This is a genomic window from Sphingomonas sp. CFBP9019 (assembly GCF_034045155.1).
Classification (GTDB): domain Bacteria; phylum Pseudomonadota; class Alphaproteobacteria; order Sphingomonadales; family Sphingomonadaceae; genus Sphingomonas; species Sphingomonas aerolata.
Genome location: NZ_JAXCWK010000005.1, coordinates 228,818 through 240,830, shown reverse-complemented (window position 1 = coordinate 240,830; position 12,013 = coordinate 228,818). Strand labels below are relative to the sequence as shown.

At 65.7% G+C, this 12,013-nt stretch carries 9 protein-coding genes; 5 read left to right on the top strand and 4 right to left on the bottom strand.

Going from position 1 to position 12,013, the window contains the following annotated elements; genetic code table 11:
• Nucleotides 1-557 precede the first annotated feature (557 nt).
• From SOM18_RS16170 to SOM18_RS16155, 4 genes are all read left to right on the top strand, one after another.
• A complete protein-coding gene (locus SOM18_RS16170; protein WP_031440214.1) occupies nt 558-1,136 on the top strand; it encodes a hypothetical protein in 579 nt (192 codons plus the stop codon).
• Nucleotides 1,133-1,444 (top strand): hypothetical protein, encoded by a 312-nt coding sequence (locus SOM18_RS16165; RefSeq protein ID WP_031440215.1) that lies wholly within the window; start codon nt 1,133-1,135, stop codon nt 1,442-1,444. The genes SOM18_RS16170 and SOM18_RS16165 overlap by 4 nt, the downstream gene beginning before the upstream one ends.
• A gap of 454 nt (nt 1,445-1,898) precedes the next feature.
• A complete protein-coding gene (locus SOM18_RS16160; RefSeq protein ID WP_320481979.1) occupies nt 1,899-3,992 on the top strand; it encodes a TonB-dependent siderophore receptor in 2,094 nt (697 codons plus the stop codon).
• Nucleotides 3,993-5,180, top strand: coding sequence for a DUF1624 domain-containing protein (locus SOM18_RS16155; protein WP_042466873.1), 1,188 nt, complete (start codon nt 3,993-3,995; stop codon nt 5,178-5,180). It begins immediately after the preceding gene.
• 63 nt (nt 5,181-5,243) lie between these two features.
• On the opposite strand, the gene SOM18_RS16150 is transcribed toward SOM18_RS16155, so the two are convergent.
• Nucleotides 5,244-5,585 (bottom strand): PilZ domain-containing protein, encoded by a 342-nt coding sequence (locus tag SOM18_RS16150; RefSeq protein WP_031395616.1) that lies wholly within the window; start codon nt 5,583-5,585, stop codon nt 5,244-5,246.
• Between the two features lie 54 nt (nt 5,586-5,639).
• Nucleotides 5,640-7,523, bottom strand: a complete 1,884-nt coding sequence (locus tag SOM18_RS16145; RefSeq protein WP_414712132.1) for a methyl-accepting chemotaxis protein — start codon at nt 7,521-7,523, stop codon at nt 5,640-5,642.
• A 179-nt stretch (nt 7,524-7,702) separates the two neighbouring features.
• Between SOM18_RS16145 and SOM18_RS16140 the strand changes: the two genes are divergently transcribed.
• Nucleotides 7,703-8,815: a carbohydrate porin gene (locus tag SOM18_RS16140; RefSeq protein WP_042466875.1), complete on the top strand. Its 1,113-nt coding sequence runs from the start codon at nt 7,703-7,705 to the stop codon at nt 8,813-8,815.
• 88 nt (nt 8,816-8,903) lie between these two features.
• Here SOM18_RS16140 and SOM18_RS16135 read toward each other — a convergent pair whose 3' ends face one another.
• Both SOM18_RS16135 and SOM18_RS16130 read right to left on the bottom strand, forming a co-directional pair.
• Nucleotides 8,904-10,793: a putative bifunctional diguanylate cyclase/phosphodiesterase gene (locus SOM18_RS16135; RefSeq protein ID WP_198527060.1), complete on the bottom strand. Its 1,890-nt coding sequence runs from the start codon at nt 10,791-10,793 to the stop codon at nt 8,904-8,906.
• On the bottom strand, nt 10,790-11,920 hold the full coding sequence (locus SOM18_RS16130) for an FIST signal transduction protein (RefSeq protein ID WP_052149301.1): 1,131 nt from the start codon (nt 11,918-11,920) through the stop codon (nt 10,790-10,792). The genes SOM18_RS16135 and SOM18_RS16130 overlap by 4 nt, the downstream gene beginning before the upstream one ends.
• Between the last annotated feature and the right edge of the window lie 93 nt (nt 11,921-12,013).

Sequence of the window (12,013 nt, the reverse complement as noted above, 5' to 3'; positions counted from 1 at the left end):
CTCACCGCAGCAATAGGCGGGGGATGGCATGGTCCAGACATCAGGCATCCGTAAGCGGACCGCATTTTCACGGTGGCTACGGACGGGCATGGTGCCATCGGCGCTAGGTCCTGACGGTCTCGAACTCAAATCAATCCATGGCATGATCCGGCGGACGGCCGGTTTACATTTGCAGGCGCGGGGCGCCGTGATGGACCGACCCAAACCGATACGACGAGCGCCAGAAACGATCGTGCGCGTTCTGGGAGCGGTCGCGCTCCAAGCCTAGGGGATAGTTATACATCGCGGACCGCAAAACCGCCAAAGGCTGAAACGCCCCGCGCCCGATCGCTCACGGGCGACGACCCGAAATCGGTAGAACGCAGGTCGGCCAAGGTGCAGTCCACGCGGATCCCGGGAGCGCGGCCCGGTGGTCAGCCGAACCCCGTCGCCGAATTCGTTGATGGCGTCGGTCAGGGACTTATGATGTTGGGGAAGGAACCGTGGCGGGAGTCCATGCTGCGCTAACAACAAATCCGGTAACGACTGTTCGCAACGCCGGCCGTGGCATCGCGGCCATGATCGACACCGCAATCACTGCTGAGGATACCCCGGCCCATATCCAGGCCTCCCGCGCGGCAAGCGCCGTTGCCAACGCCTCGGCGCGGGACATCGGTCGCGCCGCAGGAAAGGTTGCTGGGAACGTCGCGCTGGCGGTAGCGCCGGGGGCGGCGCTCTCCAAGGCTGCCGCATTGCGCCGACTCGCTATCGCGAGGCCGCGTATAACCTTTGACCCGCCGCAAATCGGCTGGGTCAAGGAGACGACCACGTCAAAAAAGGCATGGAAACCCTATAACGATTCGGCGCCCGGCGCGCGCGCCGGTCAGGCGCCAACGTTGATGCGGACGATGCCCAACGGTTCTAAGCGGCCGGTGAAGTTTGACGGCATTCAGGGCGATTTTATGGTCGACCGAAAATGGGCTGTCGTAAACAGGCCTCGTTCGCGGGCCCAGATTTTGCGGCAGTCGGAGGTATTGGTACAACACCGTCTGATCGGGACGTGGGAGGTCCCTACGCCTGTCGAGAAAACCAAGGCACTGAAACTGCTCAAGCAGATGAGCATCACGAACATTCACGTAAAGGTTGTGAAGCCATGATCGCTATGCAGGTTGCAGAAATTATCGCGGAGTATGCCGTGTTCCTCGAACTGACCGACGACGAGGAACTTAACCCTGATACCGCCGTGAAAATGATGGAAGCCTTAGCTAGCCATCTTCAAGAGATGGACAAGGGATTTCTCCGTGAGCTCGTGAATGCGTTTCCGATCATAGCGGAAGAATATAGTGGCGAGGCGCAAGAGGTGGTGCGCAACATATCTTATGGCTACTATCTTGAAGAGGCTCTTGCAGTTGAAGACCCGGTCAAGATGGCTACATTGGATGCGTTGCGCGACGCGAGGGGCTGAACGGCCGTCGCTGTGACCCATGAAACCTTCTAAATCCCACTTCGTAGCGCCGCGGTTGCGCGCGAGCGTCGTGAGGCTGTGGCGCAATAGGTACGAGCGCCACTCGCGGCCCATCGGCAGTCCGAGCTTCGTAAGCATGGTGTCCCAGGCCCGGTCGACATTCTGCACCGCTCGCCCGCGATAATTGACCAGCCAGCCGCGGCCGGCGCGGTCCCTCAATTTGATTTACGTGAGGTCGCGTATTCGGCCCATAGCCAGCGATCGAGCGTCAGAAGGACGGGCAGCAAAGCTCGATGCTTCTTGTTTTGCGTCCCGCCCTGCAGGTTCAGGTCGATCGTTCGTACACCTGGCCACCACTGCAGACTGCCGCGTTGCCATAGCGGAGTGGTGACGTTAGGAGACAACATATCATCGCATATGAGGAAGTCTCTTGGCACGCTGGACGATGCGGACTGTGACACGATTATCGGGCGGGGCTGTGCCGCTTCGGCTGCGGCACACGCTTGGCGCGATCGGCATGATGGCAGGGTCGCCGGCGGTTGCGCAGGCCGTGGAGGAACCGGCGGAGCGGAACGAGATCGTCGTGCTGGGGACCCGGACATCGCGGGACGCGACGCTTTCCTCCGATCGCGCGACCGAAGTCATGTCGCAATCAAGCCGGTCACTCGAACAGGACATCCTGCGTGCGGCGGGGACGTACCGGTTGAGCGACGCGCTGGAATTGGTGAGCGGCAGCAGCCAGCAGAATAATCGCGGGGGCTTTGCCGATAATTTCGCGATCCGCGGCTTCCTGAGCACCGCCGATGGCGGCGGCGAATATTATACCGATGGCTTCATCGCCAATCGCGGCAGCGCCCCTGCGCGGGACCCCGCGACGATCGAGCGTATCGAGATCCTCAAGGGCCCTGCCGGCGCCGTCTTTGGCGATATCGATCCCGCCGGACGGGTCAATATGGTCAGCAAGACGCCGCGTTTTGCATCACAGGCGTCGGCGACGCTGCACTATGGTTCGTTCGACACGCGTCGCATCGAACTCGACGCGACGGGGCCGCTGACCGGGACGCTGGCCGCGCGGATCGTGGTCGCGACCGAAGACAGCGACGGCTACCGCGATTTCGTGACGGTGAAGCGCCGCGTCGTGTCCCCATCGCTGACCTTCCGGCCGAGCGACGCCGTACAGCTCACCTATCTCGCCCAGCATATCGTCTATGACGCGCCGTTCGACCGCGGTGTGGCGGCGGTCGATGGCGATCCGCTCGCGCTGCCGGCGTCGCGGTTTCTCGGCGAACCCTCGAACGGGCCGACGCGCGCGCGCGACACCCGCCACCAGCTGACCGGCGAAGCGCGGCTGGGTGGGACATGGTCGCTCGTCGGCGGCGTCGCCTATCGGACCGGCACGTTGCGGGGCTTTTCGGCGGATCCGTCGCGCGTCGTCGACGGACACACGCTGTGGCGGCAGCGTCGCGAACGGGGTTACGAAGTCGAGGATCTGTCCGCGCGTCTCGAAGTGCGCGGCGAAGTGCAGGCGCTCGGGCTTCATCGTCCGAGCCTGGGCATCAAGGGCAACACGCTCGACTATCTCGAACTGCTGAACCGGCGAAATCCGACAGCAGACAATCCCTATGCGATCGACGTCTTCAACCCCGTCTATGGCGAGACGCAGGCCCTGCCGCTCCTGCCCAGTATCGATCAGCGCGAAACGCGGCGCGTGGTGTCGCTCTACGCGCAGGACGCCTGGGCGGTGACCGATCGGCTCGATCTCGTCGGGGGCATCCGCCTCGACGCCTATCGGCAGCAGCTCGCGCGCAATCTCGTCAAGGCGACGACCGTGTCCAGGGGGCGCCCGGTCAATTTCCGCCTCGGCGCGCGCTATGCCGTCAGCGACGCGCTCTCGGTCCACACCAACTGGGGTGAGTCGTTCCAGCTGAATTCCGGCAGTGGCGCGGGGGGTGTCGCGTTCGCCCCCGAACAGGGGCATGGCTACGAAATCGGCGCGGCGGGCCGCTGGCGCGGTATCGATGTCGGCCTGACCTGGTTTGATATCAAAAAGAGCAACGTCCTCACGACGGATCCGAACGACGCCAATTTCCTGGCGCCGGTGGGATCGCTGACGAGCCGCGGCGTCGAATTCGATGCGTCGCTGCGGCTTGCCGCGCGGTGGCAGGCAGTGGTGAACTATGCCTGGACCCGGGCGCGCACCGACGATCGGTCGTTCGCCACGCCGCTCGCGCTGAACGTCCCCGATCATTCGGCGACCGCCTTTATCGTGCACCGCTTCGATCCCGGCACCGGCCGGGACTGGCAGATCAGCGGCGGTGTCGCCTATGTCGGCAAGCGGTCCGGCGCGACCGACGCCAGCGGGCTCATGCTGCCCGACTATGTGAAGGTGAAGGCGTCCGCCGACATCCCGCTATCGAGTTCGCTGACGGTCCGCGCCGAGGTCGATAACCTGTTCGACGAGCGCTACGCGCAAAGCTCGTACAATTCGGTCTGGATCTATCCAGGCGCGCCACGCACCGTGCGCGCGTCGTTGCGAGCGGAATTCTGAATGGCGATCACGACGGACCAGACGCGCGCTGCCGCACCCGATCGCGATATCCCGCGCAGGCGACTGGAGAGCATCGACGCGGTGCGCGGGATCGTGATGATCCTGATGCTGCTCGACCATCTGCGCGAGACATGGCTTGTCCTTGTTCCCATGCCCGATCCGGTGGATGCCAACACGGTCATGCCGGCACTCGCGATCGCGCGCTTCGCCGCCAGCTTCTGCGCGCCGATCTTCGTCGCGCTGACCGGCCTTTCCGCCTATCTCTTCGGCGTCAGCCACACGCCGCGCGAAACCGCCGCGTTCCTGGCAAAGCGCGGGTTGCTGCTGATGGCGATCGACGTGCTGTACCTGTCGCCACTCTATTGGGGGATCGTGCCTCAGCCGACCTTCTGGCTGCAGGTGATCTGGTGCCTCGGCCTGTGCATGATCCTGCTCGCCGGGCTGATACGGCTCCCCCGGCCGGCACGGATCGCTCTGGGACTGGTGCTGGTGTGTGGCCACAATCTGCTCGATCCCGTTCGGCTGCACCAGGGGGACACGCTGTTTCCGGTCTGGGCGTTGCTGCACCAGCGTGACGTGATCGCCCTGCCGTTCGGGTTCCTGGCCAGGACGACCTATCCGATCCTTCCGTGGCTGGGGGTCATGCTGCTCGGTCACGCGATCGGGCCGTGGTTTGACCGCATGGTCGAATCCGCGCAGCGCAGGCGATATCTGACGCGGCTCGGCATCGGGATGATCGTTGGCTTCATCACGCTGCGCGCGTTCAACCTCTATGGCGACGCGCCCTGGCATGTGGTCGATAACAGCCCGCTGCGGACGGCGATCAGCTTCCTGTCGATGACGAAATATCCGCCGTCGCTCCTGTTCCTGCTGCCGACCCTGGGCGGCGGAGCGCTGCTGCTGGCGCAATGCGAGCGACTGGCGAGCTCACGGCTCGTGTCCGGTCTGGCCGTCTTCGGTGCCGCACCGATGTTCTTCTATCTGTTTCATCTCACCATGCTGCGCATCCTCTATCACGCGGCGCTGGCGTGGTGGGGGCCGACCGATGGTGCGGTCTTCATGGTCGACGGCTATGCCTGGGTGCTCATCTGGTACGTCGTCCTGATCATACCCTTCTCGCTCCCGACGATGTGGTTCGCGCGGTTGAAGCAGCGTCGTCGGGATATCGCTTGGCTGCGCTTTTTCTGATGGCAGGTCCGCATCGGCGCGGTGACGACGCGATCACGCGGCCCCCGCCGGGCATGCCGCAGCTCAGGCGGCGTGTCTGACGGCCATCGCGACGATATGCTCGATCACCTGTTCGGGGATCGGGTTGGCGACCTCCAGCCCGAATCCCCCGAGATAGGACCACGCCACCCAACCGGGATATTGGGCGAGCCCGGGTATGTCGAGCGAGAGAAACCGGCCGATCGTGACGCCATATTCGGACTGGATATTGAAACCCCGGGACGAGACATTCTGAACGATCGCCGCGTGTGTGTCGCCGAAGCCGGTGACGATCGTCACGGGGAGGCTGATCGCACGCCGCGTGCAATTGCGTCGATCGAGCAGATCGTGGCTGATGTCGCTGGCGAGGCGGCGGTAGGTCTTCATACGCCACATCTAGGCCATCAACCCTAATGCCGCGTTAAGCACGCGTCGCTCGCGTCAAAAGGCGGCGAACCCGTAATCCGCGTCCTCGTCGATACCAACCGGGGCGGGGGGCGTGGTGGTCGCCGATCGAGACGAGCGCAGGCGCGTGTCGCGCTGTAGGTCCGGTTGTTCGGTCATCTGCCGAATTGCCCCGGCGCCACGCTGCGCGCCTTCGATGCGGAATTTCGCCGCCTGGTCCGACAGCGCTGCGACTTCGGCGGTCAGGTTGCGCGCCGCCGCGGAGGTCTGTTCGACCATCGCCGCATTCTGCTGCGTTGCCTGGTCCATCGCGCCGACCGCCATGCTGACCTCGGTAATCGCGCTCGACTGCGCACGATTGTCGTCCGCGATCCCGGCGAGCAGCGTGTGCACGCCGCGCACATCCGTCGAGATCGCCGACAGCGCACCATCGACCCGCTGCACGCGTTCCACCGCGGTGCCGATATCGGCCTGCGTCGCGGTCAGCTGGTCGCGCGCGCGTCCGGCCTCCTCCTCGGCGCGCATCGCCAGCGCGGAGACGAGATCGGCGACCACCGCAAACCCGCGACCCGCCTCGCCCGCACGCCCTGCCTCGACCGCGGCGTTCATCGCCAGCACGCGCGTCTGGAACGCGATCTTGTCGAGTCCTTCGATCACGCTGTCGATCCCCGTCGCGCTTTCGCTGACCCGGGTCATCGCCTGGACCGCCTCGTCCGCGATCCTGCGCCCGTCCGCCACGGTGGTGATCGCGCCGTCCGCCCGCTCGACGGTCTGGCCCGCGGCGACCGCGGTAGCCCTGAGGCGCTGATCCATCTGCGCGATCGCCGCCGCGGTCTGCTCGAGGCTGGCCGCGTTGCTTTCGGTGCGCCGGGCGAGATCCTCGCTCGCCTGCGCGATCTCCTGTGATCCGGTCCGGATCATCATCGCCCCTTGCGCGACCGATCCGATCAGCCCGCGCAGGCTGGCGAGCGCGCTGTTGAAGTTGCTCTTGAGCCCGGTGAACGGCGCGTGCAGATCGGCGACTACCTCGGCGGTCAGATCGCCCTGCGCCAGTGCGGTGAGGCCGGTACCCAGGCTGTCGACGATCAGTGCCGCCTGGGCCTGTTTCGCTGCCTCGGCCGCCTGGAGTTGGTTCCGGAACGCCAGCATCGCCTTCGCCATGTCGCCCAGTTCATCGCCGCGATCCGCGCCGGTCACCTCGGCGGCGAGATTGCCGTCGCCGAGTGCGCGCATCGTGCCGGCGAGGACCACGATCGGCCGGACGACCCGGCGCTGTGCGACCATCACGAATGCCAGCGTTCCGGCAATGCCGACCGCCAGCGTGATGGCGAGCAGGATCATCGCGATCGTGCCGAGCTGCTCCGCTTTCTCGGCGGACCGTGTCGAATTCGTCTCGATCGCATCCGACGCCGCGCCCATCGACACTTCCAGCACGCGGAACTGATCGAAGAACCCGGGCAGCATCGCACGCGCGGCGACCGGATCGCGGCCGACGCGATCGATGACCTGCGTCGCAGCGCGGACATAGGCCTCCATCGGCGCCGCCAGCCTGGAAGTTACCGCGGCGACCGCAGCATCGCCGGTGTACGCCGAATCCGCTGCGATCCCCTCGCGCAGGGCGACGAGATGCTCGCGGAAATCCTTCTGGATATCATCCGGCTTGATCGCGCTGCCGGGCTCCGCTGCCTGGAATGTCGCGAGCACGTCGCTGCGGATCGCGTCGTGCATCATGTCCGCGCCCTGGTGATTGGAAAGCAGCGTCGTCGCATCGGTCAGACGGTGCAGCGCGGCGCTCTGCATCCACGCCGCGCCGATGCCGGTCGCACCGCAGAGCAGCATCAGTCCGAACAGGACCACGCCCGCCATCCGGATCATACGGGTCAGCGACATCGCATCACGCGACCGGGACTTCGTCATCATCATGTTTTGCTGGCCTGTTCCGTACTGGGACACGTTTCGATTTCTATAATAGGCGGGAATGCAGTGCTCGGAGGTGGCGCGTGGATATTATGACGGTGCCTCGACTGGTCGGACCCGCCCTATTACTCTCCGCGGCCTGGACGTTACCTGCCTGGGGGCAGTCCGGCCCGCCAGAAGTCGTGCAAGACCCCCCGCCACGTGCCGTCGCGATCACGGGACGCTATGTCGTCGATCTCATGGGCAACGTCGCTGGCGGCGACGCGCGGGGCGCGCGGGTGCTCGACAATCTCGAGGTCACGGCCGATGGCGACCTCGACCGGCTGGCCGGCTGGCGCGGCGCGCGCGCGCATCTCCATGTGCTGAGCAATCAGGGGGGATCGATCAATGCGCTGGCGGGGACGGTGCAGGGCGTCGACAATATCGAGGTCGCTGACGGCCGCGTGAAGCTGTACGAGGCGTGGGTCGAACAGGATCTTGCGGGTGGACGCGCCGCGCTGCTGGTCGGGCTGTCCGATCTGAACGTCGACTTCTACCAGAATGACTCCGCGGGCATGCTGGTCGCGCCGGCGTTCGGCATCGGCTCGGAGCTCGCGGCGACGGGGCCCAACGGGCCTTCGATCTTCCCCTCGACCGCGCTGACGATGCGACTGAAGACGTCGATCGGCACATCTGGCTATTTCCACGCTGCCGTCGTGAATGCGCGGGCAGGGGTGTTGGGCGATACGACGGGGATCGACCTCGGAATGCACGACGGCGCGCTTCTGATCGCGGAGGCCGGGACACGCGCCAACGGCAAGCTGGCGTTCGGTGCGTGGCGCTACACGCGGCGTCAGGACGACATGCGGGCGTGCGACGGCAACGGCGATCCGGTCAAACGAACGGCGATCGGTGCCTATGTACTGGTCGATCAGCGGCTGGTCGGTGACGACGGCCGGGGCATCGATCTGTTCCTGCGCGCGGGCATATCGGACGGGAAGACGACGCCGTTTCGCGGCGGTTTTCAAACCGGGCTGCTCGCACGCGGCCTCGTTCCCGGACGGCCCGACGGGCAATTCTCGATCGGCGTCGCGCAGGGCCTGTTATCGCAGGCTCTGCGTCAGACGGTGCGCGATGCCGGCGATCACGCCGACGCCGCGGAGACGGGGATCGAGATCACCTATCAGGATCGGGCGGCGCCCTTCCTCGCGGTCCAGCCCGACGTGCAATATGTTCGCCGCGCCTATGCCGGCGCAGGCCGCCGGTCGGCGTTCGTGGTCGGGCTGCGGCTGATAGCCGAATTTTCACGTCGCTGACGGTCAGCCTCATCGCGGCTCCTGCGGATCCCCGAGGACTGGCGTTGCCGTGAGCAACGGCCAGCCGCGTCCGATCCGCGCACCCGGCTCAGGCGGCCTGTGACTGAAGCGCGTGCATGCGAGAGACGAAGGGAAGCGTTTCGACGAACGGCACGGGGCGGCTGAAATAATAGCCCTGCGCGCTGTCGCACTTCTCTGCGACCAGGATATTCAGCTGATCGAGCGTCTCGACCCCCTCGGCGGTCGACAGGATCCCGAGGCTCCCGCAGAGCCCCGTCACCGCACGCACGATCGCCAGGCTGTCGCTGTTGGTGCCGAGATCGCGGACGAACGATTGATCGATCTTGACCCGGTCGAACGGGAAATTGCGGATATGGCTCAGCGACGAATAGCCCGTGCCGAAATCATCGAGCGAGATGAGCACGCCCAGTTGCTTGATGTCACGCAACTGTTTCAGGACGCTCGCCGTGTCGTCGAGCATCGCGCTTTCGGTGATCTCCAGTTCGAGGCGGCGCGGATCGAGGCCGCTGACACGCAGCGCGTGGGCGACGACGGCCGGCAGCGTCCCCGACTTGAACTGCAGCGCGGAGAGATTGACCGCGATCTTGACGCTGTCCGGCCAGCATGCCGCATCCCGACAGGCGCGCGTCAGGACGAATTCGCCAACCGCGCCGATCAGCCCGATCTCCTCGCACACGCTGATGAATTCGTTCGGGGGGATGATGCCGCGCTCGGGATGATACCAGCGTGCGAGTGCCTCAAAGCCGACCACCGCATGCGTGCCGATCGCGACCTGCGGCTGGTAGTGAACCTCGAACTCTTCCGATTTCAGTGCACGGCGCAGTTCGATCTCGAGCTCGCGCCGGCGGGTTGCGAAGACGTGCATGTCGGGCGTGTAGAAACAATAATTGCCGCGCCCGCCCGCCTTGGCGCTGTACAGCGCGAGATCGGCATTGCGGAGCATCACGTTGGGGTCGAGCGCGTCGACCTCGACCATGGCGACGCCGATGCTCGCGCCGATCTGGATATGGTGACCGCCAATCTCGAAGGGTTGCGTCAGTGCCTCGATGATGCGGCGGCACAGTTGCTCGATCGCATGGTCCGACGTGACATGCTGGACGAGGACCGAGAATTCGTCGCCACCCAGCCGGGTCACGACGTCATGATGCCGGACCAGCGTGACCAGTCGCGATGCCACCGCGACGAGCAGCGCGTCGCCGACCGGGTGGCCGAGCGTGTCGTTGACGAGCTTGAACCGGTCGAGGTCGAGACACAGCATCGCGCAACGATCGCCGCTGCGGGCGTTGCGCATCATCTCGTCGAGCCGTTCGCGCAGCATGGTTCGGTTGGGAAGATCGGTCAGGGCATCGTGCCGCGCCAGATGCGCGAGGCGCGCGGACGCGTTGCGCGCTTCGGTGACGTCGGCAACGGTGTCGAGAAAACCGCCATCGACCAGCCGGGTGCGCTCGATCGTAATGGTCCGTCCATCCGGCCAGCGCTGTTCGATCCTCGCGCCATAGGCGGAGGCCGCGCCGTCATATTCCTCGACCAGTCGACGATGCTCGTCGGCCGTACTGACCGACAGACAGGGACTGTTGCTGAGCAGCTGGTCGAGCGTCAGGCCCGGGACGGCATGATCGAGCCCGTATATGTCGAGGAACCGCTGATTGGTCAGCACCAGCCGCCGGGACGCATCGAACAGAGCGAGCCCCTGGTTCATGTTGTCGAGCGCGGCCTTGAACCGCAGGTTCTGAAGCGCGCTTTCCGCCAGCGCGACCTCCAGCTCCTGCGCCATCAGGCGGTTCGCGCGATCCGATCGCCGCCGGTCGACATCGGTTTCGGCATAGGTCGCCGACACCAGCGCGAGCAGGCGATCCGTGTCGATCCCGCCGTCGGGCCGTCGCGCGCGTTCCGCCTGGCGTGCCGCGATCCGGTGGAGCACCGGCGGCTCGGTAGTGATCGGGGGCGGGGGCTTCACGCACATTCCCCGATCAGCGTGATCGTCATCGTCTGATTGTGGAGGCACGGCACCGCGGTCTGATTTTGCGGCGCGATCTCGCCATAGGAATAGAAGCCCGCCAGCGCGATGTCCGGGCCGAGCGCGGTGGCGACCGCGGCGATTTCCTCTTCGGTGCGCTGGCCCATCAGCAGCCTCCGCCCGACACAGCTGATCGCGAGGCACGCTGAGGGTAAAGTCCCCCACGCGGTCGTCTGGTCGAGCGCATGGTGCACCGCGGTCGACGCGCCGTTGATCAGCTCGTCGAACATCCCGCGCATCAGCCGTGCCTTCCACCCCTGCGGCATGTCGCCGGCAAAGGTCAGCGTCCCGGCGTCACGGTCGATGGCGAGCAATGTGCGCACGACGCGAACATCGGGGTGGGCGGGATCCCAGATCTCGAGCGGATAGAGCAGCCCCGATGCAGGCAGATCCACCGCCTCCTCACCGAGATAGCGCTCGTACAGCGCGAGAGCCGGCTCATGGTCGAGTCCGCGCAGTGTCGATCCCGCCGCATCGTTGATCGTGCGTACGGGGCCGAACGGCTGCCAGCCGCCCGCGCTGCCATGCGCGAACCGGACATGGTCGCCGTAGAAGCCGATGGCGGCGACGACGTCTGCGTGGTGTTCGCCGCGTGCCAGGATCCGCGTGTCCGCAAACCGCGCGCCATCGCCTGCCAGCCCGCCGCTCAGCGCGACGCGATCGCCGATCACCGTGCGCAGACCGGCGACGAGGGCGCTGCCATTGACGTTCAGGCCGTTCGACAGGACGAATATCCCCGACAGCCCGTCGGCTGAGAGGTCCTTGCCAAGCGCGGCACCGGCCGAAAACGACAGGTCGGACGATGGCAGCGGCTGGACCGCGAGGCGCAGCTCGGTCCGGTCGAATCCCATGCCGAGGATGACGACCCCGTCGTCGTCGAGCCGATCACCTTCGACCATCGTCCCCGAACTGCAGCCGACGATCATCGCGGTGTCGTAGCGGTGCGCGAGACGGTCGATGAGCGTGCGATCGGCAAGGCGGTCGGTCGGGCCGAACACGATCACCAGATCGGGGGCCGCTGGGAACATCGCCGATTCGCTGTTCGCGTTGATTTGCTTCGACCACATGAGCGCCGTCCCGGAAATGGCAGTGAACGCTGCTTGTGCCGGTGGACTGGTTTCCGGCCTGTTGCCGGCGACCTAAGGGAAACCCCTTAGTCA